This window comes from Novosphingobium sp. TCA1 (genome assembly GCF_009811895.1).
Taxonomy (GTDB): domain Bacteria; phylum Pseudomonadota; class Alphaproteobacteria; order Sphingomonadales; family Sphingomonadaceae; genus Novosphingobium; species Novosphingobium panipatense_A.
Genome location: NZ_BLJH01000002.1, coordinates 171378 through 196312 on the forward strand (window position 1 = coordinate 171378; position 24935 = coordinate 196312).

Here is a 24935-nt window from a genome sequence, read left to right on the forward strand (position 1 = left end):
GAGATGAGGCGTGAAATACATCATCGCGATCATCAAGCCCTTCCGGTTCGCCGAAGTCAAAGACGCGCTTTCGGCAGCCGGGGTATCGGGTCTAACGGTTTCCGAAGTGAGCGGCTTCGGCCGGCAGAAGGGGCAGACCGAGATCTACCGGGGCGCGGAATATGCCTCCAGCATGGTCCCCAAGCTGAAGCTGGAGATCGCCGTGTCGGATGCTTTTGCCGGGACGGTGATAGAAATCATCCGCACGACCGCAAGCACCGAGGAAATCGGCGACGGCAAGATCTTCGTGCTGGACCTGGCCGACGTGCTTCGCGTGCGCACGGGTGAACAGGGCGATATCGCCCTGTGATTTGAAGAGTCGCGGTGCGGAGTTGAGTTTTTAGTTCGGTGCGCTCGTCACGTACGTGACGAGCTTGCGGCACCGGCCCGCGCCCCCACCCTACCACCCAACGGTAGTATCCTGCGGGTGGTAGGGTGGGGGCGCGGGCCGGTGCCGCAAGCCTTCGACGGATGTCGAAGGCGCACCCGACAACGACTCTCTCAGTTGCCCACGGAAAGCATGTCGATCAGCTGGCGGATCGGCGAGACGTCGTAACCGGCGGCGGCGGCTTTCGAGGCGATCACCGCGGGGTTGTCCCCTGCCTTGGCGCGGGCAAGGGCCCAGAGTAGGGTCGAGCGGGTGCCCGAACGACAATAGGCCAGGACCGGGCCGTCGGCGCTGCCGAGCGCTTCGGCCATGGCATCCACCTGGGCCTGGCTGAAGCCGCCGTGGCCGACGGGAATCGCCACATAGTCGATCCCGGCGGCGCGGGCTTCGGCCTCGATCACCTCGCCCGGAGTCTGGTCGTCGCTCTCGCCTTCGGGACGGTTGTTGACGATCCGCACGATTCCCATGGCTTTCGCCTCGGCAATGGCTTCGGTGCCGATCTGCGGGCTGGCAAAGACGGTATCGGTGATCTGGCGGAACATGAAAGCGAGTCTCCGGTATGAAACGGACCTTTGACGATCCGGTTCGGCCTGAAATTCGTTCACGTCAAGCGCGCTGTGCCCGCTAAAAGCAAGCCAGAACGTCGTGAAAATACGCTATTTCGTCGATCCGGCGGGAAATTGGCACGTAATTGTGTTCGCCATGTGGCAGAACCTCGTGTATGACTCGCGATTGCAGGCAGGTTCCGGCGCATTCCGGCTATCTGGTCTGCCGCCCGGCGCGGTTCGTCCACGTGTCCGGGTTCATGCTTTTTGGGGCGCAGCGAAGGTACGTTCGTAGACATGGGTTTTGACAGAGGTCGTCGCGGAAGGGGACGCGACAAGCGCGATGGTGGTTTTGGGGAGAACGAGTTCGATCCGTTCTTTGCCGGCCAGGATCGCTTCGGTGGCGGTGACCGTTTCGGCGGTGGCGGCGATCGCTTCGGCGGCGGCGGTGGTGATCGCGGTGGTTTCGGCGGTGGTGACCGCTTCGGCGGCGGCGGTGATCGCGGCGGCTTCGGCGGCCCGCGCGGCGGCGGCGGTGGCGGCTTCGGCGGACCCCGTGGCGGCGGCGGCATGCCGGCCCAGGTCGTTGGCCAGGGCAAGGGCGTCGTAAAGTTCTTCAACGGTGCAAAGGGCTTCGGCTTCATCCAGCGCGATGAGGGCGGCGAAGATGTGTTCGTTCACATCAGCGCGGTCGAGCGTGCCGGTCTCGAAGGTCTGGCCGAAGGTCAGCAGCTGGAATTCCAGCTCGTCGATCGCGGCGGCAAGATTTCGGCCAGCGAGCTCGTCGTCGTCGGCGACGTGATCCCCGTCGCCAAGCGCGAGCCTGCTCCGCAGCGCCAGCTTACCGGCGAAAAGGCCAGCGGCACGGTCAAGTTCTTCAACTCCATGAAGGGCTTCGGCTTCATCACCCGTGATGACGGCCAGCCGGACGCGTTCGTTCACATCAGCGCCGTCGAGCGTTCGGGCCTCGGCGCCCTGAACGAAGGCGACCGCGTGGAGTTCGACATCGAGGTCGATCGACGAGGCAAGTACTCGGCGGTCAACCTGGCGCCGCTCCAGGCCTGACCCCGATTGCAACGTTCCCGGTGATTTGACCGGGGGCCTGCAAACACCTAAAAGCGCGCAAATGGCGGTCCGTATAGGGCCGCCATTTGTCGTTTGCGATTCACGTTTTCACTTCACTGATTCGTTATCGAGGAATTCCGTCATGTCGATCACTCCGCTGATGCCCGTGTACCCCCGGTGCGGCGTTCGGCCCGTTCGCGGCGAACATTGCCACCTCATCAGTGAAGACGGTCGCCGATTCCTCGATTTCGCGAGCGGCATCGCCGTCAACCTGCTCGGCCACTCGCACCCCGGCCTGATCGGCGCGATCCAGAAGCAGGCCGAGACGCTGATGCACGTCTCCAACCTCTACGGCAGCCCGCAAGGCGAGGCGATTGCCCAGCGCCTGATCGACCTGACTTTCGCCGATACGGTGTTCTTCACCAATTCCGGCGCCGAAGCGGTCGAATGCGCGATCAAGGCGGCGCGCGCCTATCACCAGCATGTCGGCAACGATCACAAGTACGAGCTGATCACCTTCAAGAACGCCTTCCACGGCCGCACGATGGCCACGATCAGCGCCTCCAACCAGGAGAAGATGCACAAGGGCTTCCAGCCCCTGTTGCCGGGCTTCAAGTATGTGGAGTTCAACGATCTCGAGGGCGCCAAGGCGGCGATCGGCCCGAACACCGCAGGCTTCCTGGTCGAGCCGATCCAGGGCGAGGGCGGTGTCCGCATCGCTTCCGACGAATTCCTCCAGGGCCTGCGCGCGCTCTGCGATGAGCATGACCTCATGCTCGTGCTGGACGAAGTGCAGAGCGGCGTCGCCCGCGCCGGGACGCTCTACGCCTACGAGCAGTTCGGCATCGTGCCGGACATCATGTCGACGGCCAAGGGCATCGGCGGCGGCTTCCCGGTCGGGGCCTGCCTCGCCACCGAGAAGGCGGCGCGCGGCATGGTGATCGGCGCCCACGGTTCGACGTATGGCGGCAACCCCTTCGCCATGGCGGCGATCGGTGCCGTGCTCGACGTCGTTTCCGACGAAGCATTCCTCGCCGAAGTGCGCGCCAAAGGCGAGCGCCTGCGCGCCCGGCTGGAGCAGTTCATCGGCAACTATCCCGAGCTGTTCGAATCGGTCCATGGCCGCGGGCTGTTCATCGGCATCAAGCTGAAGAGCGAGCCGAGGGCGTTCGTCGCCCATATGCGCGACAATCATCAGGTGCTCACGGTTTCCGCCGGCGACAACGTAGTGCGCGTGCTGCCGCCGCTGGTCATCGACGACGGTCACATCGACGAGTTCATGGAACGCCTCTCCGCCGCTGCGGCGAGCTACCAGCCGGAAGAGGTCGCCTGATGAGCCGCGATTTCATTGATCTGACCGACGCCGGGGGTCCCGTCCTGGCGTCGATGATCAACGACGCCATCGACCGCAAGGCCGCGCGCAAGGGCTGGCCCAAGGGCAAGCCCGATGCCGATGCGCCGCTGGCGGGGCATGTCCTGGCCATGATCTTCGAGAAGAACTCCACCCGCACCCGCGTTTCCTTCGACATGGCGATGCGCCAGCTCGGCGGCAGCGCGCTGATTCTCGAATCGGGATCGACGCAGCTCGGCCGCGGCGAAACGGTGGCGGATACCGCGCGCGTTCTCAGCCGCATGGTCGATGCGATCATGATCCGCACCGACGATCACGCCAAGATCGAGGAACTGGCCCGTCATGCCGACGTGCCGGTGATCAATGGCCTCACCGACCTTTCGCATCCCTGCCAGATCGTCGCCGATCTGCTGACCATCGTCGAGCGCGGCTTCTCGCTGCCGGGTCTCCAGCTGGCATGGCTGGGAGACGGCAACAACGTCGCCAACTCGCTGATCGAGGCGGCAGGGCTGATGAAGTTCACGATCCGCATCGGCGGGCCTGCCGGTTACGAGCCGGACGCCAGTTTCGTCGAGCGCGCGCGCGCGGCGGGCGGTGAGGTGATCTGCACCCAGGATCCGGTGGAAGCCGTGCGCGGCGCGCAGGTGGTGGTGACTGATACCTGGGTGTCGATGGGCCAGGCCGGCGGCGATGTGCATGTCGCGGCGATGCAGCCCTATCAGGTCGACGCGGCGCTCATGGCCTCCGCGGCCGAGAACGCCCTGTTCCTGCACTGCCTTCCCGCCCATCGCGGCGAGGAAGTGACCGACGAAGTGATCGACGGCCCGCAGTCCGGCGCCTGGGACGAGGCGGAAAACCGTATCCACGGGCAGAAGTCCGTGCTGCTCTGGGCACTGGGCAAGCTGTGAACGAGGACCTTCCGCGCAGCGACGACACCGGCTTCGACCGGGTCCTGGCCTTCACCGTTCCCGCGCGCAGTGCGCGCGGGCGCGTCGTGCGGCTGGGCCCGGTGCTGGAGACGGTGCTTTCCGCGCACAGCTATCCCAAGGTCGTGAAGCATGTCCTGGCCGAAGCGCTGGTACTGACGGCATTGATGGGCTCGCTGCTCAAGGAACGGGGCGCGCAGCTTACCTTCCAGGCCCAGGCCGAAGGCGGTGCGGTCGACCTGCTGGTCTGCGACTACAGGGACGGCGAACTGCGCGGATACTTGCGGCACGATCCGGTTCTGGCGGAGAAGCTGGAAGAGGATTGCTCGCTGGAGACGATCTTCGGCACGGGATACCTCGCCATCACGTTCGACCTCGACGTGTCGAACGAGCGCTATCAGGGCGTGGTCCCGCTGGAAGGCGCCTCGCTGGCGGAAGCCTGCGAGAATTACTTCGCGCAGTCGGAGCAGTTGCCCACCGTCATCCGCGTCGCGGTACGTTCCAACGATCCGCGCTGCGTGGCGGGCGGACTGCTGGTCCAGCACCTTCCCGACGGCGAGGAAGGCAAGGAGCGACTCCACGCTAAGGAAATGCACCCGGACTGGGAGCATGTTTCGATCATGACGCAGAGCATCCGCCCGGCGGAACTGGTGGATCCGGTGCTCAATCTGGAGCAGCTGGTGTGGCGCCTGTTCCATGAGGAAGACGAAGTGCGCGCCGAGCCGCTCGAACCGCTCCAGCGCGGCTGCCGCTGCTCCGTGGAATATTACCAGAGCATTCTCGCTGCCTTCCCGGAGGCCGAGCGCGTGGATATGCGGGACGAAACCGGCATGGTTCCAGTCGATTGTGCGTTCTGTTCCAGGATCTTGCACGTCCCGGTGTGATTGTCGCAATCCGCCGCTCGGGCGCCGACCGACTTGTCTTGTCGGCGGAGAGTGACGATATGGGGGCCATGACTTACCCCCGGCCCTCAGCGAACCTGTTTCCCGCCCCCAAGGAACCTGCCCAGCGGCGGCGAATTCGTGCGGTGCTTACGATCGTCGTGGGCGGCGCGGCCCTTGCGCTTGGCGCAGGTGCAATCGGCCAAACCCGGTCGCTGAACATGCTCGACCAGTTGGAATCGGGTGCGTGGGAACTGCGTGACCGCGGCGCCGGCGCGGTCGCCAACAATGTCTGCATTCGCGGCGGGCGGGATTTGATCCAGCTTCACCACCCGGGAATGACCTGCAAGTCGGTGGTGGTAGAGGATACGCCTGCCGAAGTGGTCGTGCAGTACACCTGCGCCGGTCAGGGTTATGGGCGGACGCGGATTCGCCGTGAAACCAATGCCTTGATCCAGATCGATACGCAGGGCATCGCCAATGGCCAGCCCTACTCCTACGCGGGCGAGGGGCGGCGCACGGGGGGCTGCCGGAACTGAGGCCCCGGAACTGAGGTCCATGCGCGAGGTTGTCATCGTCCCGGCGAAGGCCTAGCGCAGGGGCATGCAGAATCCTCAAGATAACGAAGTCCGCAAGGCGGTCGTTCTTCTTTCCGGCGGCCTCGATTCCATGGTCTCGGCCGGTATCGCCCGTGAAGCGGGCTATGCCGTCAATGCGCTGACCATTGACTACAACCAGCGCCATCGCTGCGAAATTGATGCGGCGCGCACGATCGCCGAATTCGTCGGGGCAGAGCGCCATGTCGTGCTTCCCCTCGATTTGCGGCAGTTCGGCGGTTCGGCGCTGACCGACGATATCGACGTGCCGAAGGACGGGCTGGGCGATGGTGTGCCGGTGACTTACGTGCCCGCGCGCAATCTGGTGTTCCTGTCGCTGACTCTGGCATGGGCCGAAGCGATCGGCGCTTCCGATATCTTCATCGGCGTCAATGCGCTCGACTACTCCGGCTATCCCGACTGCCGCCCGGAATTCATCGCCGCCTTTCAGGACATCGCCCGCCTGGCGACCAAGGAGGGCGATCAGGGCACGCAGTTCCAGATCCACGCGCCGCTTCAGTTCATGGGTAAGGCCGATATCGCGCGGGAAGCGCATCGGCTGGGCATGGATGCGGGGATGAGCTGGTCCTGCTACGATCCGCAGCCGGGCGATCTGGCCTGCGGAGAATGCGACAGCTGCCGCCTGCGCAAGGCGGGCTTCGCGGATGCCGGGCTGATCGATCCCACGCCTTACGCGGCCTGATCTCCGCCCCCGGCTCCAAACGATAGACGCCCCGCATTTGCGGGGCGTTTTTTTGTGCCCGAGCTTTTTGCGTACCGCGCGCGGACGGTAGGCAAAAGAAAAGGGGGCCGGATTGCTCCGACCCCCCAATCTGTAACCGTTGCCGGTTCGCTTACATGCCCGAACCCGGACCGTAAGTGATTTCGACGCGACGGTTCTGCAGCTCGCGGACGCCGTCAGCAGTCGGGACGCGCGGGTTGGCTTCACCGAAGGCCTGGCTCGAGATCGCACCATCCGGGATACCGTGGCTGGTGAGGTATGCACGAACCGAGTCGTTACGGCGTGCCGAAAGACCCATGTTGTACTTCGGCGAGCCCGAACGGTCGGTGTAACCGGCCAGCATGATCGGCACGCTGTTGCAGTTGCCATAGGCACTGACGGCGCTGTCGAGAATGGTGGCGGCTTCCGGCGTGATGTCCGACTTATCCCAGTCGAAGAACACGATGTACGGACCCTTGTTGCATTCCACGACCGGCGGCGGCGGCGGCGGGGGCGGCGGCGGGGGCGGCGGGGGCGGCGGCGGCGGCGGCGGCGGCGGAGCTGCCGGTTCGCCGAAGTTGTAGCCCAGGGTCGCCATCAGCGAGTGCGAGCGCCAGCGGGTGCTGATCTCGTTGCCGGCAACATCGACGAAGTCGAGGTTGTTGACGTTGCTGAAGCGGTACTTCAGGCCGACGTCCACGTGGCTGCTGATCGGCGCGCGGATACCCGCGATGGCCTGCCAGGCGAAGCCCGTGTCCGAATCGTCGAAGATGTCGTAGTGAACGCGGCCGACGCCGGCGCCACCACCGACATAGCCCTGAAGGCCGTCATCGGGACCGAAGTCGAGCAGACCGTTGACCATGAAGGTCAGGTTGCTGCCGTCCGGGCCGTTGCTGCCCATGAACGAAGCCTGGCGATAGCTGGCTTCGGTTTCAAGGCGGAACGGGCCGAAGTCGTAACCGAGAACAGCGCCACCGTCGAAGCCGGTGCTGAATTCAGCGGTGTCGACGTTGCTGACGCCGTTGACGTCGAGATCGGCGTCTTCGACGATCATCGCGCCGGCGTCGAGCTCAAGATACCACGAGTTGTCGCGCGCAAGCGCGGGCGTGGCGATAGCTGTCGAAGCCAGCGCCAGGCCAATGACGAGTTTCCTCATATGTTTCCCCTACTAAGAGATTTGGAGCCACCGAGTGCCTCGAGTGTCTACCCCCTCAGCTATCCGTGTGCAAGCGCACATTGAACGTAACTGTTGCAGAAATGTCGCGTTTTCGGGGGGTTGGTGATGCCTCGTGACTCCTTTATTGAAATCGACAGCACCTTCACCCCTGCGCAATTCTGCCCCTCATGCTGATGGAGCGATACCCAAGGCTTGCAGGACTGCGACCAGTTCACCGATCGCCGCCCGAGCCTGAACATCAACTGTCATTCCTCCAAGTGGTTCCACGGGAAGCGCTGCCTTTCTCCAAAAAATATTGAAAAGACGCTCCTGGCGCGTGGAAAGGTCGAAAATCCTAAGCCCTTCGCGCGGCTCGACAAACAGCCAGTTGCCGCCGTGGAAGCCTGCCAGCTGGCCGCCGCGCCCGGTCCAGGCACCGGTGGCGTCTTGCGCGACCAGCCAGGTCTCGCCCGCTTCGGGATGTTCGGGCGGATCGGCACGCTCGCCCGAGACGGCGCAGTGCAGCATGAGGTCGCAGCGGGAGAGGGCCTCGTTGACGAATTCTTCCTTCTGCGCCTGCCCAACATGGAGCAGCGGCAGCGCGAACCTGGGGCTGGTGTTTTCGAAAAGGATGGAATCGCTCATGAAAATTCTCCGGTCAGGGCAGTTGAAACAGGCGTAGGGCATCGGAGAGGGCATGGGTGCCCTGCTGGCGCACCCGGAACACCTCGCCCGGCGAAAGCGCGGAAAGCTGCGCCTGTTCGGCGGCCGGGAGGAGGATCAGGGGGGAGGGTAGCGTCCAGGTCGCCACGGGGCGATCGGGCGGGCCGTAAGTGAGCAGGTAGCTTTCGGACTGTTCCACCAGCGGCACGTCGATGCCGTCTTGCCACACCCGTTCACCGCGTGCGCGCCGGGTCCATTGCAGTTTCAGGGTCCCGTCCGCCAGGAACGCCGCGCGGGGGTGAACGGGGGCGGGAGGACGCAGGGAAATCCCGTTCAAGAAGATCGGGGCGAGCACCGGGTCGCCGTCTCCCCGGCCCAGAGCCGCCACCTTTCGCGTTCCGGCGGAGCCGAGGGCCGCTGAATCCAGCGGAACGGCGGCCCCATCCAGCAGGACGAAACTTTCGCCCGGACGATGCGATCTTGCCGCCGCCGCGGTGCCGCCGCGGCCGCGGAGGAAGCCTTCCAGCCGCCATGCGCCCCCACCGAGTGCGGTGGCGCGGGCGAACTGGACGATCTCCTCTCCGACGAGCGCGAGGTTCACGCCTTCCGCGAGTTCCCTGATCGTCCCGGAAGAAAGCTGCATCGCCGGATCGACGAGCATTACGTCCAGACTGGAGACGCGATCGAAGAGAAGCGGGCTCATCGACGCAAGGCCGGTCGTGGTCCTGCCCATCACGGCGCGGCGGCGGCCGCTCGGCCCGAGGGGATGGAGTTCCCCGTCGCCGCGATCGGCCAGAAGTGCCGCGCCGCTCCAGTGGGCGCCCGGCGAGGACACGGCCGCGAAGACATGCGCCGGATCGTGGGGCAGTTCGAAAGCGGCAAGCGTGGTCGGGGGCGGGGGGAGATCGCGCGGGGCATTGATCCGGCCGGGGTCCGCTCCGGCCGGTGCAGGCGCATCCGCCGAGGCGGGCGCCATGCGTTCTGCCGAGATCTCCACGCCGGTATCGCGCCATTCCCATTCCAGCACGCGCCATTCCCCGGGGATGCCGGGAAAGCGGACGATCGCGCCCGGCGTGACTGCGGGATCGAGCGCGCTCATGCGCCAGGACAGGCGTTCGCGGCTCCAGTCGATCCGGCGCCGCGTTCTCTCGATCAGCGACCTTGCCGTATCGGCTCCGAGCGCGGCGGGCAGTTCGATGGCGCGCGGGCTGCCGGGAGAGGCCCGGCCCGAGGCATGCTGGAGCCCGGGCAGATAGTCACGGTCGCTGTCGAAATAGCGTAGGATCGAAACCGGCCGCTCTTCGGGGGCAGCGCGCTGGCGGTAAAAGCCGCTCCTGATTCCGAAATCGCCATCTTCGGCGCTAATGGCGGCCTCCGGCAGGGCGATCGGCTGCGACTGCCGCCGCTGCGGTGCGATGACCAGCCTTTCGCCTCCGGCGTCGATATCGAGCGGGATCACCTGATCGATGGTCTGGAGCAGGCCGGTGAGCGGGCCGTCGCAGGTCAGGCCGTGAAACCCGGCGAGGGGAACGGCGGCGTCGGCATCCGGGACGAGATCGCCCACCACGTCCGACAGGTCGAAGCCCTCATCGGCAAAGACCTCGAAGGTCAGTGCCGGAATGCGGTTGTAGAAGTCGGAAAGGTCGAGGTCCTCGAATACTACATAGGCAAGATCGCGGTGGGCGGGGCAGCGGTCGGCGCCCTCGGCGGCCAGCATCAGCGGGTCGCAGGGCTGATCGGCGTGGCCCTTGTGGACGCGCAACAGGCCGCCGGACTTGAGCTGGCCATCGGTGCCGCGCAGCAGGCGGCCGTCCGCCCAGATCCGGCCGATATCGAGGATCGGACGGCTCGCCAGCGCGACCGCGAAGCTGGCGCTGTAGCTGTAGGTCGTGATCGCGGCGCTGCCTTTGCCGCCGCCAAGCGTGTCGGTGCTTTCGGTCAGTTCGGTCGCCCAGATCATCTGCCCGGCCACGCGCATGCGCCCGAAATGGCGGGGGATGGGCTGGCCGTAGCTGGATGTCGTGACCTCCAGTTCCTTGAGGCGGACGCCTTCGCGGTGCGGGGAACCGAGGATCGCGGTGTCGAACTGCCTGCCGAACAGGGTTCCGATCGCGCCTCCGACCGGCCCGCCCAGAGCGGTGCCGACGGCGCTGAAGACAAGCGTGGCCATGACTATTCCTTCGATGGGAGGGCGTGCCAGTGGCCGGTGATAGGCCAGTCGGCGGGTATCGGGCCGAGGACGACACGGCCCAGACCGGCATGGGCGTGGACGATGCGGTGCGGGTCCAGTGCTACCGCGAGATGGTGATGGCAGGGTGCGGGCTCGAACATGAGCACGTCGCCGGGGGCGATGGCTGCCGTCTGCGAGGTCGGCACGAGGCCGAGGGCACAGGCGATGGCCTCGGCCCGGTCCCGCCGCAGCGAGCGCGGGCTGCAGCGGGCGGGCACCTTCGCCGTGTTGTCGGTGGCGGCGGCCACCAGCCCGAGGCAGTCGAGCGCGATACGGGGATCGCGTCCGTGCAGCCGGAAGGGAATGCCGACCAGGGCAAGGGCCGCGTCTGCGATTTCCTCGCCGTTCATGATGTGGGGGTCACGATGCCGGGGCGGGATAGCGCGTGAGCATGTCGTTTCCGGGCAGGAAAGGCTCACCGCGAAAGTTCGCCGCATTGCCGAAGCGGGTGCCGCAGGTGGCCAGGGTGTGGTCGCAGCCCTCGCGCAGCAAGGCCCGGGTTCCAGGCGGCGGGAGGCTGCCTTGCGGCATGTCCAGTATCAGCCGTTCCTGCGCGGCGCCGATCACGCCTGCGGTCATGCTCGTCTGCGGGCCTTCCAGCCAGCGCAAGCTTCCGCCGAAGTACAGGGCGGGATCGACCGGCGGGTCGAATGCCGCGCTGCCTGCCGGGACTTCGGCATCGGCGATCCGCACCTCGCGGGTGAAGCGCTGCGGGTCGAGATTGCAGCCGGGGCCGCAGAACGGCGCGCGGCAGGACGGGCTGGTGCGGGGCACGGGATCGCGCGCGAATTCCTCCTTGCGCGAGGAGAGTTCGGCGGAGAAAGCACCGTCCTCCTGCGAAATCGCGCCGATCGTGCCGCTGTAGAGGCTGCCATGTTCGCGCGTCTCCCAGTCGACAAGGCCGATGGTAACGCGCGCGCCGTCGAAGCGGCCGGAGGCAAGGTCCTCGGCCGAGATCGTCTCGTGGGTCAGCGCGCCGCGCACTTCCGCGCTGTCGGGTTCGAAACCGGCCGACTTGCGGATCGATGAGGGCACCATGCCCGGTGCGGCGCGGTGCAGCAGGCCGTCGAACCAGAGGTCGGCGTCGTGGGTGACGAAGCCCAGGGTCACGCCGTCCCTGCGGTCCAGGCGCCAGAACAGGGCGACGGTTTCCAGCGCGTTCGAGAACCAGATGCGGGTCATGACGCCTCCCGGATCTCGACGACGGGCACGCTCGGCGCCTCGCCCGCCGCGAAGGACGCGCCCGACACTTCGAGCCGGTCTTCGGAAAAGCGCACGGGAACGTCGAACAGGAAGCCCGCCCTGACCGAGGCGCCCGCAGGCGGGGCCTGATCGAACACGACGAGGCCGAGCGGATCGAGCGTCCAGTTTCCGGCTTGCGCGGCGCCGTCGATGGAGATGGTTACGCTGCGGGGGCGGGTGATGCGCCGGACTTGCGCATCCTCTCCCTCGCCATAGCGCTTCACCAGCGGGAAGGTGCTGCGCAGGCCGTCTCCCGCGCCGATGTACTGGTCGCGCGGGTCGGGATCGCCGGTCATACCGTTCGAGCTGAAATCGGCGGGATCGCGCAGCAGGAAGCCGCGCGCCGGGCCGCGCCGGGCGCGGTAGAAGGCGATCAGCGTGCCGAGTTCCGCTTCCGAACGGACACCGGGGCCAAGGTCGAAGCGCAGCCGGGCATTCGACCACAGGCTGTTGCGGCTCTCGAAGCCGGACGCGGTCACCGAGACGGTGGTGGAAAATTCGGCGACCACGGCGGTGTCGCGTCCGAGGGCGAGCGGATAGGGTACATTGTCGAAGGCCTGCATTTCTGCGGCTCCTTTGTCGTTATCGTCGTTGTCGTTATCGTCTGGCCAGGGCGGCGGGAGGCGGACGAAGCCGTCGCGGGCGACTTGCGGCAGCGCCCAGACGACGACTTCGTGGTGGGACCGGGCCAGCGCTTCGTCGATGCCCGCGTCGATGCGCCGCCACTGGTCGGACTGCGCGGCATCGAGCACGAAGCCTGCGAGGTAGTCCTGTTCCTCGGGCGGATAGCCGAGGCGCCGGTTCACGGTGCGATAGGCCTGGCGGCGCGGCGCGTCGGCGCCTGCGGTGAGCCAGTCGTAGTCCTCCACCTGAAGCCGGTCGAAAGCGGGCCATGCCCAGCCGGTCGGCAAGTTGGCGCGCTGCATATCGGGCATGGCCGGATCGAGCACCGTGGGGGTAAAGACCAGCGCCAGCGCCTCCACAGGAGTCGAGGTCGCTGCGGCGGCTGTGCGCACGGCGGCGACCAGATCGGCGGTCGACTGCGCGAGCACTTCGCCTGCCATGTCGAGCAGGGCCTTGCGCTCATCGTCCAGCGGCGCGCGCAAGTCGGGAATGATCGGGGGATTGCCGCCGAAGCGGGCTATGGCGGCCGGGTCGTAGAGGCAGATGCGCCCGTCCGCGAAGCACCACCACCAGGGCTCTCCGACCTGGAAGCGTACCGGGGCGCCTGCCTCGATCATGAGCCGGGCGAAAGCGGCGCCCACCGATTGCAGCCAGCCCATTGCCGCCTCGTTCGCAGGCGAGAGCAGGGTGGAGGGCGGGTCCCATCCGGTCAGGGCGGGATTTCCGGCATGGTCGCGCTGGCGCCAGGCGTCGGGGCAATGCTGGTCCAGCAATTCGTAGGAGAGCGAGGCGACCGGGCTCAGGCCGAGCCGCAGGCATTCCGCGAAGAAGGCACGGTGCCATGCCCGCGTCGGCGCGTTGAGCGGGTCACCGCCCTCATTTGAGCCTGTGTCGGATCCGGCCAGATAGGCGCCGTTCGCGAATGCGAGCCGGAAATAGTGGCTCATGCCGACGTAGTGGATGACCGAGCCCCGGTAGCCGAGCTGGCGAATGCTGCGCAGCAGGCGCGCGGGGGTCTGCACGCCCTGATCGTCGAAGCCGGTGGCCATGGCGAGCCCGTTTGCGGGCATCATCACATCGCCGATCTCCAGCATGGCGCGGGCGCCGTCCACGGCGATCTCGCTCAGTTCGATCCAGCCTTCAGCCTCGGCGGGGAGGGGATCGGCGCTGCCGTCGTAGCCGGGCGGGCAGAAGGAAATGAACATGCGCTCGATCGCATGGGGCCAGACGCGGTCGGGCGAAGGCAGCGTGAAACCGGCATCGAGCTGGGAAAAGCGCAAGGCGATCCGCGCGTCCTCGCCGGTGCCTTCGGCGTAGTTCCAGAGGCGGACGTACCAGACGCGCGGCACGCCTGCCACGTCGCGGCCTTCGACGGTCAGAGTGGGGCCGATGCCGGAATCGAGCGGGATCACCCCGGAGGAACGCCAGCGGAAGCTCAGCGAAGTATGGGCATAGTCGCGGTCGGTCGCATAGGCGAGCAGGGGATGGTCGAGCCGGTCCTCGCTTTCCCAGATCAGCCCACCGAGATCGCCCTTACGCAGGAACGAGGCATCGACGCGCAGGGAATCGGGGCCGGTCGAGACGACCGAGGCCATCATCGGGCGGGGGAAGTTGACGGTCCAGAAGCGCGGGTCGAAGCGCCGGATCCAGTCGCTGGTCTGTCCGCTACGCCGGGTTGCAAGCCAGAATGCCATTTCGGGGGGCTCCAGGTAGGAATCAGCGGGAGGAAAGGGCGCGGCGCACGGCGCTGGCGACCTGGCGGGACGAGCGCTGGAGCGACTGCGGGGCAGAGGCGCCGCGCGGGCCGGTAAGGTTGATCGAGACTTTCACGTCGCGGGCGGCGTCCCGAACGGGCGGGCTAGTCTCGATCCGTCCGGCGGACGTGGGGACGAAGAGTTCGGGGCCGCGTTCTCCCACCAGATAGCCGCGTCCCGGCGAGACGTTGCCGCCCGTGGCCCGGCCCGGCAGGCCGAGCAGGCCGGACAGCAAGCCGGAGAGATCGAACGCGCTCGCCGTGGCCGTACCAGCCGATCCGCCGCTGCCGGAGCCGATGAGGCCTTGCACCGATTGCGCCGCGATCTCGCCCAGCGTGGTCAGGGCCACGCGTTTCAGCTCGTCGAAGCCCAGGCTGCCGCGCCGGATCGCCCCGGTCAGGCCCTTTTCCAGCGCCTGACCGGCCTGGGTGAAGCCGGACACGAGATCGCCGTCCACGCTGGCGCGCATCCGGGCGATGTCGCGCGCGAAGCCCTCGGTTCCGGCGCGCACTTCCACCAGCAGGCTGTCGATTTCATCGCTCATTGTCTTGCTCCATCAGCTTTTCGAGCAGGGCACGGTCGAGACCGGGGGCTTCGGCGGCGGATATTCCCGTCAGAGGCAGGCCGAGCGCGGCGGCGAGTTCGGCAGGGGTGGCGGCCCAGAACTCGTGCGGACGCCAGCCGAGCATCCGCGCGGCATGGGCGCAGAGCAGGAGCGCGGCCGGGGCGAATTCGCTCATCCGCTGCCTTTCAGGATCTGTCCCAGGAGCGTGCGCAGCGGCACCGCGCAGGCGGCAAGGCCTTGGGCGAGGACCGCGTCACCCACCGCTTCGCGCGTGACGGCGGACCGCCGATCGAGGCAATGCCAGAACAGCGCCGCCAGCTCGGAAAGGCGAAGCCCGCCCGCCCCTGCCCGTTCGACGAGCGCGAAAAGCGGCCCGAGTTCCTCCTCGGCGGCGACCAGCGCGGTGAAGCTGGGGCGCAGGACATGCGCCGTGCCGCCGATTTCCAGCAGGGCCTCTCCGCGCAGGGGATTGGCCCGATCGTCCGCGTCCCGGCTCATGCCGCGCTCACCGGGCCGGAGCTTTCCAACTGCAGTGTATAGTTGCGCTCGCCGTTGAAATCCCCGGCATAGTCGAGGCGCTGGACGAGGAACCTGCCGCGCAGCTTCTCGCCGTCCTCGAAGCTGAGTTCGTAGTCGTCGAGCGTTCCGGCCATGGCATTGGCGCGGATCCGGGCTTCGGCGGCGCTGCCGAGGAAGATCCCCGCCGCGCTGACCGAGACCGCGCGCACACCCGCGCCCGACAGCAGTTCGCGCCAGCCGCCGCTGTCCTTGCTGGTGACGACCACGGCATCGCCGCTCACCGACATCTGCGTGGTGCGCAGCCCGGCGACGGTCTGGAAGGTGGCGGGCGAGCCGCCGCCCGAGATCTTGAGAAGGAAGGCGCTGCCTTTCTGTGCGGACATGACGGGGGTTCCCTTTTGAGAAGAGTGTCAGGCGGGGAGCAGGCGAAAGCGGTATTCGAGCAGGATCGCGCGGCGGCTTTCGCCGCGCTGCTCGGTGCGGGCGCGCAGGAACTGGCTGGTGACGATCAGGCAGCCGGGCCGTTCGCGCGGCAGATTGCCGATCCGGGCCTCGATGGCCGCGACGAGCGTCGCCGCCGTTTCCGGCGCATCGCCGCGGGAGTGGAGTTCCAGTGCCACGCGCACTTCGCGTCCGGGACCGGACTTGCTGCTCCAGTCGGTGCTGGCGCTGGCGGCGATGGCGAGCCAGGGCAGGGCGGTGCGGAGCGGCGCTTCCTCGGTCACGGCATTGAGTTCTTCCGCGAGCAGGGGATCGGCGGAGAGCCAGTCGATCAGGGCGGTGCGCAAGGCGATTTCCATGGCTTATCCTTTCGCGAAGAGCGGCCAGACGAGCGCGGCGCGGCGCCAGCGGGTCTCGTTGCCTTGCGCCGCCAACCTGCGGCTTTCGGCATGAGCCTCGGCGAGCGCCTCGGCGCGGCGGGTCAGGCGCTCGGCGAGGTTGCCGAAGTCCGCCCGGGCCTCGATCGGGCGGTTCACGTCAGACGCATCCGCCGCCAGGGGCGCCAGAGCGCCGCGACGGAGGCGGGGGGCAGCGGGGCCGCGCCGCTGCCGTCGCGCTCACGGTGCTGGTGCGCGGCCAGGCGGACGAGGCCGTGGCGCAGGCCGTCCGGCAGGTCTTCCCATGCGTCGGCGATCCCTGCGGTGAAATGCACGGCGATCTTCCGCGCCGCGCCGGGTACGGGAACACGGACGCGGCCGGTGCCGTCGGCGTCGAGGTCGATTTCGTAGCTTGCAGGCGCCAGCGCGGCGCGCGTGCCGTCCGCCGCCACGCTTTCGACGCCGGTGATCGCCTGCACCGGGCGCGCGGAGAGCGCATGCCATCCCGCCTGCGCCGGAACGATCTCCTCGCACGAGGCGAGCAGCGGCATGCGGGCGGTGAAAGCCTCGCAGGTTTCGAGGGCGACGGCGAGGAGCGCGGCAAGCGGCGCGTCGTCGCGCGTGGAGGTGATGCCCAGCCACTGCTTGAGCTCGGCCAGCGCCATCGGCGGCAGCACCGGAGGCGAGAGAATGACCCGGTTCATGAAGGCTCCGATCTGGAAGGGAAAGGCGGGTGGCCCGCGCCATTAGGGGGGAGGGGGGACATGGCGCGGGCCGCTGCTCAAGGTTCGCGGGGACGTGGGGGGCGAACGCACCCCGCGAAGGCCCGAAATCAGGCCGAGATCTTGAGCAGCTTGATCGCGTCGGAATCGAGCACCTGCCCGCCGATGCGCTTGGTCGCGTAGAAGTGGACGAAGGGCTTGTTGGTGAAGGGATCGCGCAGGATCGACGTCGCGCTGCGCTCGGCGATCAGGTAGCCGGCGCGGAAGTTGCCGAAGGCGATCGGCAGGGCATTCGCGGCGATATCGGGCATGTCTTCCGCTTCGATCACCGGATAGCCCAGCAGACGGTTCGGCTGGCCTTCCACGAGCCCCGGCTGCCACAGGAACGATCCGTCGGTAGCCTTGAGCTTGCGGACCACGGCCAGCGTCTTCGCATTCATCACCCAGCTGGCGCCCTGGCGGTGGCCGCTTTTCAGGGCATGGACGAGATCGATCAGCTTCAGTTCGGGCGCGGTATCGAAGCCGGTGGCATTGCCCGAGGCGAGGAACTGGAGCGTGCCGAAGGGCCGCACGGCATCCGCCGTGGCGGCGTTGGGGGCGCCCAGGAAGCCCTTGGGCTGGTTGATGCCCGTGCCGTTCACGAAGGCGGCGCCTTCCGCGCGGGCGAACTCCATCGCGATCTCGTCCGCCAGCCAGGACTGGATGTCGAACTGGGCATCGTCGAGCATGGCCTGGCTCGCCGCCGGGTTGGCGTAGAGTTCGCCTGCGGGCGGAGCGATTTCCGCGAAGGCGGGCGTTGCGGTCTCGACGCGGGCGCCGGTTTCGCTGACCCAGCCCGAGGCCGTGCCGCCGGTGGTGACGAGCTTGCGATAGCCCGCCGATCCGGTCTGCACGACTTGCGCGATCGCACGGATCGGGCTGATCGCACGGAGGCGGGCGGAGATCAGGGCATCGACCTCGCGCGGGACGGCATAGCCGCCGTCGGCGGGCGCGGCGCCGGAAAGCGACTTGATCTCGGCCTCGCGGCCCATGCGCAAGTAGCCGTCGACGAAGCCTTTCACTTCGATGCTGGCAGCCGAAGCGGCGGCGCCCTCGATCACCGGGCGGGCGGCGGCGCGGCTGACGCGGTCGAGCCGGGCCTTTACCTCGTCGACATCGCCGCGCAGCGCCTCGACGGCGGTTTCGGTGGCGTCCTGCCGGGCCACGAGGTCGAACGAGGCATCGAGCGCTTCGACGGGAGTGTTGGATTCCATCGCAGATAGACCTTTCGGTTGAAGCCGCCGGTTCGGGCGGCGGGAAAAACGGGAAGGGGGAAGGGGAAGCGTCAGGAGATCAGATGCACCCGCGCGCCGTGCTGCATCGGGTGGGTGACGAGGCTGACTTCGAACAGGTCGAGGTCGAGCAACTCGCGTCCTTCGGCACCGGTGCGGCTGGCGCGGGCGCGGTAGCCGAACGAGAGCCCCGTCACGGTGCCGCGTCGCAGCGCGAGACCGGCGGCGCCCTCCGGGTTGTCCACCGAGGCCACGACGCGCAACCCGCGTCCGTCCTCGGCGGCGGTCTCCACCCAGCCGATCCTGAGGTCGCTGCGGTGCTGCCAGAACAGCGGCAGGGGATCGCGGCGTTCGCCCAGAGTCCGGGCGAAGGCGCCGGGGCGGATCAGGTCGCGCCCGGCATCGCGCCTGCCGAACAGGGCGGCGTAGCCGGCGAAGCGGAGCGCCTGCGCGCAGGCCCGTTCCTGCGGGATCATCGCAGCAGTCCCCCGGCGCCGAGCCGCACCGCCAGACCGAGCAGCAGCAGCGCCAGCGTGGCGCGCACGATCCAGCCGATCGCGGCGGTCCGGGCGCTGGCCTTGGCGTCGCGCCAGGCCTGGAGCAGTTCGCGCAGTTCGCAGATGTCATCCGGCGCCGTGGCATCGTCGAGGCCGATCCGCGCGAGCATGCGCCGCGCGCCGACCTCGCTGGCTTCCTCGACGATGGCGCGCAGGGTCACCAGTTCGCTCCCTTCTGTTGCGGCCTGGGCGAGCAGCCCGGCCAGCATGTCTTTCTGGTTCATGATTTGTTCCCTTCATGCATTTGCGCGGGAGCCAGCCCGAGCAGGGATCGCTTCTCGGCAGTGTTCAGGAAATCGGCGGCGCTGACCTGGGCCCAGAGCCGTTCGCGGTCCTCGGCGAGCGCGGGCACCCGGTCGAGATCGATGGCGAGGCCGCCTTGCGCGAACCACGGCGAGAGGCCTTCGCACAGTCCGGCGAGGATCTTGTTTGCCAGCGGCAGCAGGGTGAGCCGCCAGAGCGCGCGGTTGGCCTCGCGGTAATTGGCGTAAGTGGCATCGCCCGGCAGGCCCAGCAGCATCGGCGGCACACCGAAGGCCAGCGCCACGTCGCGCGCGGCGGCAGCCTTGAGCGTGGCGAAGTCCATGTCGGCCGGGGTCATCGCCATGGCCTGCCACTTGAGGCCGCCTTCCAGCAGCATCGGCCGACCGGCATTGCCGGACCCGGCATAGGCACCTGCAAGCTCTGCCTTGAGCCGGTCGAACTGGTCGCCGGTCAGGCTCTGGCCGTCCGCCGCCTCGTAGACCAGCGCGCCGGAGGGGCGGGCGGCGTTTTCCAGAAGCTGGCGGTTCCACTGGGCGGCGGCATTGTGGGTGGCGATCGCCTCGTCGGCGGCGGCCAGGCATCCGGCGCCGTAATGATCGTCGGCGGGGTGGAAGTGCCGGATGTGGATCATGTTGGGCGAGGCGTCCTCGTCCAGCGCCGGGATCGTCAGCCGCCTTCCGGCCACCTCATAGGCGAAGGCGGTGGGCCAGCCGTCCTCGCCGGCCAGGATGGAGACCCGCTCGGGGCGAAGGGCGTAGAGTTCGACCGGCTTTCCGCGCGCGTCCTTGAGCACCTGGACATAGGCATTGCCGTGAAGCAGCAGGTGGCAGGCGAGCGTTTCCAGCAACGATTGCCCGGCGCTGGTCTCGGTGACGAGCGCCATGAGCCGGGCATCGGCGGGACGCAGCGGCGCACCGCCGATGCCTTCGGCCACGAGCCGCACCGCGCGCTGGGCCACGGGGTTTTCCAGATAGGCGCGGCGCACGGCCGAACCATATTCGAACGGTGCCCGCCCCCCGCCGCTATCGGCGAAGAACCAGGGCGAGGCCGGCCCGCGTGCCAGTGGGACGCGGGTGCTCTCGCCCTTGAAGGCGGCGAAGAGGGTATCGATGAAGGACACTGCCAGGGTTCCTTTCAATTTGGGAAGCGGCAGGCGCCGCCATGGAAGGGTTCACGCAAGGACGCGGAGCATGGTCACGCCAGACTGACCCGAGGCGCGCCGCCGGTGCCGAGCATCAGTTCGGTCAAGGCCCAGACCAGCGCGTCGGCACGGTCGGGCGAGCGGCCGGGTCCCTGGTAGGCGCCCCCGGCGATCAGTCCGCACATCTCGTCCTCCAGCCGGGGGAACATGCCCGCGTGGTGAACCCGTCCCGCTTCGTAGAGCGCGGCGACCGGTTCGGCGCGGGCGACTTTGCCCCGACTGGCGTGGACCAGCCGCAGCGGCAGCGAGAGCCGGGCCGCGCGCAGGACCGAAGCGACCATGGCGCCGCCTTGGTTGGCTTCGGCGACCACGCGGTCGGCCTGCCAGGCCTCCGCCGTACCGGCGACCGCGCGGGCCCAGCGTTCGGGACCGGCCTTTTCCACCGAGGCATCGGCCATGACATGGGCCATGCCGTCCGTGCCCAGGCCGACCACGACGATCCCGCAGGCGTCGCCCCCCGCCGAAGCGGGCGGATCGACGCCGACGACGACGCGCGCGCATGTGGGAGCGCCATGCTCGCGGCAGTCCTCCAGCAGGGTGCGGTTCCACAGCGCCCCCTCGATATCGGCGATCATTTCGCCGTCGATTTCCTGCCGCCCGAGCAGGCTGCGGGAGAACGTCGTGCGCATTGCGTCGAGAAAGCGGCGGGGCAGGTTGACGGCATTGTCGAAAGTGCTGCCGCGCGTCACGGCCACTTCGCCGTTTTCACTTTCGGAAAGCAGCCGCATGACCAGCGGCACGCTGCGCGGGGTGGTGGTGGCGACCACGCGGGGGTCGCGGCCCAGTCGCAGGCCCATCAAGAGGTTGTCCCATGCGGCCACGGCGCGGGCGGAGGCATTGTCCCACTTGGCGACCTCGTCGCACCAGGCGTGGCTGTGCTGGGGGCCGCGCAGCGATTCCGGCTCGGCGGCAGAATAGAGCATGGCCTGCGCGCCGTTCGGCCAGGTCAGGCGCCGCAGCGAAGGTTCGAAGACGGGCCGCCGCCAGGGCGCGCCGACCGACAGCAAGCCGCTCTCGCCTTCGACCATGACCGCGCGCGCCTCGCCGAGATGGGCGGCGACCAGCGCGATGCGGGCATCGGGGCGGCTCTCCGCGATCTCGTTGACCCATTCGGCGCCGCAGCGCGTCTTGCCAAAGCCGCGCCCCGCCATGACCAGCCAGACGCGCCAGTCTCCTTCGGGCGCGATCTGCGAAGGGCGCGCCCAGAGCCGCCAGTCCCAACGCCATTCGCGCTGCCCGGAAGGGCCGAGCCGGGCCATGAAATGCTCCAGTTCGCCGTCTTCGGCCTGGGTGAGCCATGTCAGGGGATCGGCCTCAGCCATGTTCGGCCTCCTCGTCTGTCTCTGGTCGGCTCTCGATCGCCGCCTGCGCTTCGCGGGCGCGCACGTGTTCGCGCAACTGGTCCAGCTTGGCCCGGATCGAGGCGCGTACGGCGGCCAGGTCCTCGTTTTCCCGCGCAGCGCGTTCGCGGGCCACGGTTTCCCGGTGGAGGCCGAGCAGGCGCAGGGCCGTGGTGTTGTCGAACTTGACCTCGCCGTCCTTGGGATCGCCGAAGCGCAGGCGGTAGAGCACTTCCATCTCCAGGTTTTCGTAACCCTCCAGCAGGGCGGCATGCCATTCGCGGGCGAAATCGGGTTCGCTGCGCCGCAGCCGGTAGGCCTTGGCGGGGGGAACGGCGGCGGCGGCACTGGCGGCGCTGACATTGGAGGTTTCCGCCAGCACGGCGAGAAATTCCGCGCGCCAGGGCTCGATCTGCTTCTCGTCCCGGCGCGCGGAATCGCCGGGCGAGTCCTGTTCCGGCTCGACCATGGGGAACGTCCCTGCTGTTTAAATGGGCTGCGGTTTTCGGGGTGAGCGAGGCGAATCGTTCGCTCTCGATGTTCTTGTTTTGTACCAATCGCATGCTCTAAAGTCAAGCGAATATAACCAAATGGGTTATAGCTTCGTGACAGGGCACCGGCCTATGGCGGGGCGATCGCTTCGTGCCGAAACGGTTCAGCCTGTGTTTCTCTTTTGTTTGCCGCATTTTCCGGTGTGCCGGGTGTTTCCACCGCGCGCGAAAATGCTCTAAGCACGGGTCCGTCACTGCCCGGAGAATTCGATGCTGCGCCGCCTCTACGATTGGACCATGGCCAAGGCGGCGCACCGCCATGCCGAATGGTGGCTGGCGCTGTTCGCCTTCATGGAAGCCAGTTTCTTTCCGGTGCCGCCCCATCCGCTACTGGGGCTGATGTGCCTGGCCGAACCGAAGAAGGCGATTCGCTTTGCCGTGATCGCCACGCTGGCCTCGGTGGTTGGCGGTCTGCTCGGCTATGCGATCGGCCACTTCGCCTATGCCGCGTTCGGCGAAGCGCTGCTGCGCGCGCTGGGGCTGGCGGACAGTTTCCCGAAGGCGGCCTGCTATTTGCGCGAATATGGCGCCGAAATCATCGTGGTGAAGGGCGCCACCCCGATCCCGTTCAAGCTGCTGACGATTACCGCAGGCTTCATCGGCATGAACCTGGCGGTGTTCATCGGCGCCTCGATCGTATCGCGTTCGATCAGCTTCATGATCGTGGGCGTGCTGTTCCGTCTGTTCGGCGCACCGATCAAGGCCGTGATCGACAAGCACCTCGGCAAAGTGACGGCGGCTTTCGCCGTGGCCGTGGTGGCCGGTTTCCTGGCAGTCGCCTTCCTGGGCGGCGGCGCCAAGGAAACCAACCAGAAATGCGACCTGGCCCCGGTTTCAGCCGCCGCTGCTCAGGCGGCCTGAGGCCGGGCTGAATGTCGATCCGTCCGGCGATCAGCCTTCGATGACTCGCGCGTGGGGATAGTGCTTGTCGATATGCTTGCGGACGATCCGCAAGTTGCGGCTGTTGGAGCGGAACACGAAATCGAACAGGTCGCCCGCGAAGGGAATGGCGCCGAGCAGGGTGTCGATGCCGACATTGGCGGTCATCCGGGCCAGCTGCCATTTCGGCATGCCCAGATTGCGCGCTTCCCACACGATATACATGCCGAGCGCGGCGGAGACGACGTCTCCCGCCACCGGCACCAGACCCACGACGGCATCGAGCCCTACCTTGCGGCGCAGGCCCGGCACGGTGAAGGCGCGTTCCAGCACTTTTTCCAGCATTTCCATGCGGCGGCTGATCGAAACCGGGTCGGAGCCGAGCGGCAGGTCCAAGTCCATGCGGCGGGCGGAAGTCTGTCCAGTCGCCAAAGTCGTACCTCTTCCTGAAAGGGTCAGGAGGATTATCTGGGGAGCCAGGCCAGCGGCATCAAGGGATGCCAGCCCCAGGTATTGGGTGCGAAGCCCGCCACGCTGCCGCGCACCAGCGACCAGCGGATCGGCGTTCCGAAGGGAATGAACACGTTGGCGGCCGTCAGTTCCGCCTCCGCCTCCGTCAGCAGTGCCGAGCGCTCCTCGGGCGTCGCGGCCGAGGCGGCCTCGGCAACGCGGGCATCGGCATCGGTGGAGCACAGGCCTTTTCCGGCGCTGCAAGACAGACGGTTGAGGAACCAGGCGGCGCGGGGATAGCGGGCGACATCGTCGATCAGGCGCAGATCCGCGTCATCCGGTTCGTCGGTGCGTCGCAGGCGAACGCCGATGGCCGCGAAGTCGGCCGTGAGCCGGTCGAACAGGATATCCGCGCCGCTGCCGACCGGCAACCAAAGCGCAAGCTGCGGGCCGTTCGGGTCCGGGGCAGGGGCGGGATTGCGGCTGCCGCGCGCGGAAGCCGGGGCCTTGGGCACTTGCTCGCCCGCCTCGGCCTGCGGATCCGCACCGGCCGTCCATCTGCGCACCCGGGCCGAAGCGACCGCGCGGCGCTCGTCCATCGACTGTTCGCCCCAGCGTTCGCCGATGGTGCCGAGATCGCCGTCAAGGCTGGGCGTGACGAGGCGGGTGGTCGCGGACCATCCGCCCAGGCTGAACGGCGCGATCAATCCTTCGCGGTCGACGGCCATGGCCAATGCCTCGCGATTCGCCGGATCCGCGAGAAAGCCCTTTTCGTTCATGACCCTGAGGCCGAACAGCCCGACCACCGGATCGACCTGGATGGTCCCGCGCAGGATGCCGACCGAGCGGGTCAGGGGAAAGTGCTGGATCTCCCCGCCCATGACGAGATCGACCTTGCCCGCGTTGAAGGCATCGACGGCGGCCGAACCGTCCAGCGCCTGGAGATCGATCCGGCGGGTGCGGCGGGGCCAATTCTCCACGGCGGGAAGGCCCAGGCTGGCCGGATCGATCGGCACGAGCCGGGCCACGCCGCCGTTTCGCTCCAGCCGCATCGGACCGGCACCGCGCCGCTTGAACGTCAGGCCGAGTTCCGGCTGGGCCAGCAATTGCAGCAGATAGGGCATCGGCCGCGAGAGACGGATCTCGATGACGCGCCCGGCCATCGTGCGAATTTCCTCCAGTCCGGCCAGATCGTGCGCCAGCGGATTGTCGTCCAGCGTTTCTAGCGCCGCCTGAAGTGCGGCTTTCGCCGATTCGGCGGTCAGGGGATCGCCGGAGGCCCAGTCTCCGTCGCGCAGGCGGAAGATGTAGCTCTGCCCATCGTCGGTAACGATCCAGCGGTCGGCGAGGGCGGGGATTACGCGGCCCTTCTCGTCGAACGAGACCAGCCCTTCGGCGGTGGAGGCGCGCACGAGCTGCCCCGCCAGGGTCATCTGCGCATCGGTATCGAACGGATCCTCGGCGCCGCCGATGACCGCGACGCTCAGGGCCGAATTGTCGGGCGATCCGCAGGCGGCAAGCGCCAGCGCGGCCAGAGGGACCAGAATCCGGGAAGCTTTACGCAGGGCAACATCACACCGGGCGAACATGATACCGGGCGTAGTCGATTTGCATCGC

At 67.7% G+C, this 24935-nt stretch carries 30 protein-coding genes; 8 read left to right on the top strand and 22 right to left on the bottom strand.

Annotated elements, in window-relative coordinates; translation table 11 throughout:
* Nucleotides 1-10: 10 nt before the first annotated feature.
* Nucleotides 11-349 carry a P-II family nitrogen regulator gene (locus NTCA1_RS04095; protein ID WP_086492711.1) on the top strand — a complete coding sequence of 113 codons (339 nt, stop codon included), beginning with the start codon at nt 11-13 and terminating at the stop codon, nt 347-349.
* Nucleotides 350-540: 191 nt separating this feature from the next.
* Here NTCA1_RS04095 and NTCA1_RS04100 read toward each other — a convergent pair whose 3' ends face one another.
* Entirely contained in the window at nt 541-969 is a 429-nt protein-coding gene (locus tag NTCA1_RS04100) for a TIGR01244 family sulfur transferase (RefSeq protein WP_159828616.1), read from the bottom strand.
* Between the two features lie 300 nt (nt 970-1269).
* Between NTCA1_RS04100 and NTCA1_RS29035 the strand changes: the two genes are divergently transcribed.
* The 6 genes from NTCA1_RS29035 to queC all read left to right on the top strand — a co-directional run bounded on the left by NTCA1_RS29035 (nt 1270) and on the right by queC (nt 6494).
* Nucleotides 1270-2037 (top strand): cold-shock protein, encoded by a 768-nt coding sequence (locus NTCA1_RS29035; protein ID WP_086492429.1) that lies wholly within the window; start codon nt 1270-1272, stop codon nt 2035-2037.
* A 142-nt stretch (nt 2038-2179) separates the two neighbouring features.
* On the top strand, nt 2180-3370 hold the full coding sequence (locus NTCA1_RS04110; protein WP_159828619.1) for an aspartate aminotransferase family protein: 1191 nt from the start codon (nt 2180-2182) through the stop codon (nt 3368-3370).
* Nucleotides 3370-4296, top strand: a complete 927-nt coding sequence (gene argF / locus NTCA1_RS04115) for an ornithine carbamoyltransferase (protein WP_159828622.1) — start codon at nt 3370-3372, stop codon at nt 4294-4296. Before NTCA1_RS04110 ends, argF begins: the two co-directional genes overlap by 1 nt.
* Nucleotides 4293-5198, top strand: a complete 906-nt coding sequence (locus tag NTCA1_RS04120; RefSeq protein WP_159828625.1) for an Hsp33 family molecular chaperone HslO — start codon at nt 4293-4295, stop codon at nt 5196-5198. Before argF ends, NTCA1_RS04120 begins: the two co-directional genes overlap by 4 nt.
* 68 nt (nt 5199-5266) lie before the next feature.
* Nucleotides 5267-5734: a hypothetical protein gene (locus NTCA1_RS04125; protein ID WP_236549092.1), complete on the top strand. Its 468-nt coding sequence runs from the start codon at nt 5267-5269 to the stop codon at nt 5732-5734.
* 64 nt (nt 5735-5798) lie between these two features.
* Entirely contained in the window at nt 5799-6494 is a 696-nt protein-coding gene (gene queC / locus NTCA1_RS04130) for a 7-cyano-7-deazaguanine synthase QueC (RefSeq protein ID WP_086492425.1), read from the top strand.
* Between the two features lie 151 nt (nt 6495-6645).
* On the opposite strand, the gene NTCA1_RS04135 is transcribed toward queC, so the two are convergent.
* The 19 genes from NTCA1_RS04135 to NTCA1_RS04225 form a co-directional block, all read right to left on the bottom strand.
* Nucleotides 6646-7668 (bottom strand): OmpA family protein, encoded by a 1023-nt coding sequence (locus NTCA1_RS04135; RefSeq protein ID WP_086492424.1) that lies wholly within the window; start codon nt 7666-7668, stop codon nt 6646-6648.
* 186 nt (nt 7669-7854) lie between these two features.
* Nucleotides 7855-8355: a DUF2793 domain-containing protein gene (locus tag NTCA1_RS04140; RefSeq protein ID WP_236549093.1), complete on the bottom strand. Its 501-nt coding sequence runs from the start codon at nt 8353-8355 to the stop codon at nt 7855-7857.
* Entirely contained in the window at nt 8327-10501 is a 2175-nt protein-coding gene (locus NTCA1_RS04145; RefSeq protein ID WP_159828628.1) for a phage tail protein, read from the bottom strand. The genes NTCA1_RS04140 and NTCA1_RS04145 overlap by 29 nt, the downstream gene beginning before the upstream one ends.
* 2 nt (nt 10502-10503) lie before the next feature.
* Nucleotides 10504-10980, bottom strand: a complete 477-nt coding sequence (locus NTCA1_RS04150; protein WP_236549094.1) for a hypothetical protein — start codon at nt 10978-10980, stop codon at nt 10504-10506.
* The gene (locus NTCA1_RS04155) at nt 10922-11743 is read right to left on the bottom strand and encodes a DUF2163 domain-containing protein (RefSeq protein WP_159828631.1); all 822 of its coding nucleotides are present in this window, start codon (nt 11741-11743) and stop codon (nt 10922-10924) included. The genes NTCA1_RS04150 and NTCA1_RS04155 overlap by 59 nt, the downstream gene beginning before the upstream one ends.
* A complete protein-coding gene (locus NTCA1_RS04160) occupies nt 11740-14121 on the bottom strand; it encodes a DUF2460 domain-containing protein (protein WP_159828634.1) in 2382 nt (793 codons plus the stop codon). The genes NTCA1_RS04155 and NTCA1_RS04160 overlap by 4 nt, the downstream gene beginning before the upstream one ends.
* A 22-nt stretch (nt 14122-14143) precedes the next feature.
* Nucleotides 14144-14725, bottom strand: coding sequence for a tail tape measure protein (locus tag NTCA1_RS04165; RefSeq protein ID WP_159828637.1), 582 nt, complete (start codon nt 14723-14725; stop codon nt 14144-14146).
* The gene (locus NTCA1_RS04170; RefSeq protein ID WP_159828640.1) at nt 14715-14921 is read right to left on the bottom strand and encodes a phage tail assembly chaperone; all 207 of its coding nucleotides are present in this window, start codon (nt 14919-14921) and stop codon (nt 14715-14717) included. The genes NTCA1_RS04165 and NTCA1_RS04170 overlap by 11 nt, the downstream gene beginning before the upstream one ends.
* Nucleotides 14918-15244 carry a gene transfer agent family protein gene (locus NTCA1_RS04175; protein WP_159828643.1) on the bottom strand — a complete coding sequence of 109 codons (327 nt, stop codon included), beginning with the start codon at nt 15242-15244 and terminating at the stop codon, nt 14918-14920. Before NTCA1_RS04175 ends, NTCA1_RS04170 begins: the two co-directional genes overlap by 4 nt.
* Nucleotides 15241-15648 carry a phage major tail protein, TP901-1 family gene (locus NTCA1_RS04180; protein WP_159828646.1) on the bottom strand — a complete coding sequence of 136 codons (408 nt, stop codon included), beginning with the start codon at nt 15646-15648 and terminating at the stop codon, nt 15241-15243. The genes NTCA1_RS04175 and NTCA1_RS04180 overlap by 4 nt, the downstream gene beginning before the upstream one ends.
* A 27-nt stretch (nt 15649-15675) precedes the next feature.
* A complete protein-coding gene (locus NTCA1_RS04185; protein WP_159828649.1) occupies nt 15676-16065 on the bottom strand; it encodes a DUF3168 domain-containing protein in 390 nt (129 codons plus the stop codon).
* Nucleotides 16066-16068: 3 nt separating this feature from the next.
* On the bottom strand, nt 16069-16242 hold the full coding sequence (locus NTCA1_RS04190; RefSeq protein WP_159828652.1) for a hypothetical protein: 174 nt from the start codon (nt 16240-16242) through the stop codon (nt 16069-16071).
* On the bottom strand, nt 16239-16787 hold the full coding sequence (locus tag NTCA1_RS04195) for a hypothetical protein (RefSeq protein WP_159828655.1): 549 nt from the start codon (nt 16785-16787) through the stop codon (nt 16239-16241). Before NTCA1_RS04195 ends, NTCA1_RS04190 begins: the two co-directional genes overlap by 4 nt.
* A gap of 128 nt (nt 16788-16915) precedes the next feature.
* A complete protein-coding gene (locus NTCA1_RS04200) occupies nt 16916-18058 on the bottom strand; it encodes a phage major capsid protein (RefSeq protein WP_159828658.1) in 1143 nt (380 codons plus the stop codon).
* A gap of 71 nt (nt 18059-18129) precedes the next feature.
* Nucleotides 18130-18552: an HK97 family phage prohead protease gene (locus NTCA1_RS04205; protein ID WP_159828661.1), complete on the bottom strand. Its 423-nt coding sequence runs from the start codon at nt 18550-18552 to the stop codon at nt 18130-18132.
* Entirely contained in the window at nt 18549-18857 is a 309-nt protein-coding gene (locus NTCA1_RS04210; RefSeq protein WP_086492411.1) for a DUF6127 family protein, read from the bottom strand. The genes NTCA1_RS04205 and NTCA1_RS04210 overlap by 4 nt, the downstream gene beginning before the upstream one ends.
* Complete coding sequence (locus NTCA1_RS04215; protein ID WP_159828664.1) at nt 18854-20017, bottom strand: phage portal protein; 1164 nt, start codon at nt 20015-20017, stop codon at nt 18854-18856. The genes NTCA1_RS04210 and NTCA1_RS04215 overlap by 4 nt, the downstream gene beginning before the upstream one ends.
* 74 nt (nt 20018-20091) lie before the next feature.
* Nucleotides 20092-21420: a DNA-packaging protein gene (locus NTCA1_RS04220; protein ID WP_159828667.1), complete on the bottom strand. Its 1329-nt coding sequence runs from the start codon at nt 21418-21420 to the stop codon at nt 20092-20094.
* Entirely contained in the window at nt 21413-21907 is a 495-nt protein-coding gene (locus NTCA1_RS04225; RefSeq protein ID WP_159828670.1) for a hypothetical protein, read from the bottom strand. Before NTCA1_RS04225 ends, NTCA1_RS04220 begins: the two co-directional genes overlap by 8 nt.
* Before the next feature lie 292 nt (nt 21908-22199).
* Here NTCA1_RS04225 and NTCA1_RS04230 point away from each other — a divergent pair, with 292 nt between their 5' ends.
* Nucleotides 22200-22850: a YqaA family protein gene (locus tag NTCA1_RS04230; RefSeq protein ID WP_159828673.1), complete on the top strand. Its 651-nt coding sequence runs from the start codon at nt 22200-22202 to the stop codon at nt 22848-22850.
* A gap of 30 nt (nt 22851-22880) precedes the next feature.
* Here NTCA1_RS04230 and NTCA1_RS04235 read toward each other — a convergent pair whose 3' ends face one another.
* On the bottom strand, nt 22881-23270 hold the full coding sequence (locus tag NTCA1_RS04235) for a DUF4112 domain-containing protein (RefSeq protein WP_086492406.1): 390 nt from the start codon (nt 23268-23270) through the stop codon (nt 22881-22883).
* A gap of 62 nt (nt 23271-23332) precedes the next feature.
* Nucleotides 23333-24907, bottom strand: coding sequence for an ABC transporter substrate-binding protein (locus NTCA1_RS04240; RefSeq protein WP_159828676.1), 1575 nt, complete (start codon nt 24905-24907; stop codon nt 23333-23335).
* Nucleotides 24908-24935: the final 28 nt, after the last annotated feature.

Excerpts from the sequence above, each read along its gene's own strand:
- NTCA1_RS04180 (WP_159828646.1), bottom strand. The coding sequence starts at position 15,648 with ATGTCCGCACAGAAAGGCAGCGCCTTCCTTCTCAAGATCTCGGGCGGC.
- NTCA1_RS04225 (WP_159828670.1), bottom strand. The coding sequence starts at position 21,907 with ATGGTCGAGCCGGAACAGGACTCGCCCGGCGATTCCGCGCGCCGGGAC.
- NTCA1_RS04100 (WP_159828616.1), bottom strand. The coding sequence starts at position 969 with ATGTTCCGCCAGATCACCGATACCGTCTTTGCCAGCCCGCAGATCGGC.
- NTCA1_RS04195 (WP_159828655.1), bottom strand. The coding sequence starts at position 16,787 with ATGAACCGGGTCATTCTCTCGCCTCCGGTGCTGCCGCCGATGGCGCTG.
- NTCA1_RS04110 (WP_159828619.1), top strand. The coding sequence starts at position 2,180 with ATGTCGATCACTCCGCTGATGCCCGTGTACCCCCGGTGCGGCGTTCGG.
- NTCA1_RS04140 (WP_236549093.1), bottom strand. The coding sequence starts at position 8,355 with ATGCCCTACGCCTGTTTCAACTGCCCTGACCGGAGAATTTTCATGAGC.
- NTCA1_RS04230 (WP_159828673.1), top strand. The coding sequence starts at position 22,200 with ATGCTGCGCCGCCTCTACGATTGGACCATGGCCAAGGCGGCGCACCGC.
- NTCA1_RS04240 (WP_159828676.1), bottom strand. The coding sequence starts at position 24,907 with ATGTTCGCCCGGTGTGATGTTGCCCTGCGTAAAGCTTCCCGGATTCTG.
- NTCA1_RS29035 (WP_086492429.1), top strand. The coding sequence starts at position 1,270 with ATGGGTTTTGACAGAGGTCGTCGCGGAAGGGGACGCGACAAGCGCGAT.
- NTCA1_RS04235 (WP_086492406.1), bottom strand. The coding sequence starts at position 23,270 with ATGGACTTGGACCTGCCGCTCGGCTCCGACCCGGTTTCGATCAGCCGC.
- NTCA1_RS04210 (WP_086492411.1), bottom strand. The coding sequence starts at position 18,857 with ATGAACCAGAAAGACATGCTGGCCGGGCTGCTCGCCCAGGCCGCAACA.
- NTCA1_RS04165 (WP_159828637.1), bottom strand. The coding sequence starts at position 14,725 with ATGAGCGATGAAATCGACAGCCTGCTGGTGGAAGTGCGCGCCGGAACC.
- NTCA1_RS04135 (WP_086492424.1), bottom strand. The coding sequence starts at position 7,668 with ATGAGGAAACTCGTCATTGGCCTGGCGCTGGCTTCGACAGCTATCGCC.
- NTCA1_RS04220 (WP_159828667.1), bottom strand. The coding sequence starts at position 21,420 with ATGGCTGAGGCCGATCCCCTGACATGGCTCACCCAGGCCGAAGACGGC.
- NTCA1_RS04160 (WP_159828634.1), bottom strand. The coding sequence starts at position 14,121 with ATGGCATTCTGGCTTGCAACCCGGCGTAGCGGACAGACCAGCGACTGG.
- NTCA1_RS04205 (WP_159828661.1), bottom strand. The coding sequence starts at position 18,552 with ATGATCCCGCAGGAACGGGCCTGCGCGCAGGCGCTCCGCTTCGCCGGC.
- argF (WP_159828622.1), top strand. The coding sequence starts at position 3,370 with ATGAGCCGCGATTTCATTGATCTGACCGACGCCGGGGGTCCCGTCCTG.
- NTCA1_RS04200 (WP_159828658.1), bottom strand. The coding sequence starts at position 18,058 with ATGGAATCCAACACTCCCGTCGAAGCGCTCGATGCCTCGTTCGACCTC.
- NTCA1_RS04145 (WP_159828628.1), bottom strand. The coding sequence starts at position 10,501 with ATGGCCACGCTTGTCTTCAGCGCCGTCGGCACCGCTCTGGGCGGGCCG.
- NTCA1_RS04175 (WP_159828643.1), bottom strand. The coding sequence starts at position 15,244 with ATGAGCCGGGACGCGGACGATCGGGCCAATCCCCTGCGCGGAGAGGCC.
- NTCA1_RS04155 (WP_159828631.1), bottom strand. The coding sequence starts at position 11,743 with ATGACCCGCATCTGGTTCTCGAACGCGCTGGAAACCGTCGCCCTGTTC.
- NTCA1_RS04170 (WP_159828640.1), bottom strand. The coding sequence starts at position 14,921 with ATGAGCGAATTCGCCCCGGCCGCGCTCCTGCTCTGCGCCCATGCCGCG.
- NTCA1_RS04125 (WP_236549092.1), top strand. The coding sequence starts at position 5,267 with ATGACTTACCCCCGGCCCTCAGCGAACCTGTTTCCCGCCCCCAAGGAA.
- NTCA1_RS04185 (WP_159828649.1), bottom strand. The coding sequence starts at position 16,065 with ATGGAAATCGCCTTGCGCACCGCCCTGATCGACTGGCTCTCCGCCGAT.
- queC (WP_086492425.1), top strand. The coding sequence starts at position 5,799 with ATGCAGAATCCTCAAGATAACGAAGTCCGCAAGGCGGTCGTTCTTCTT.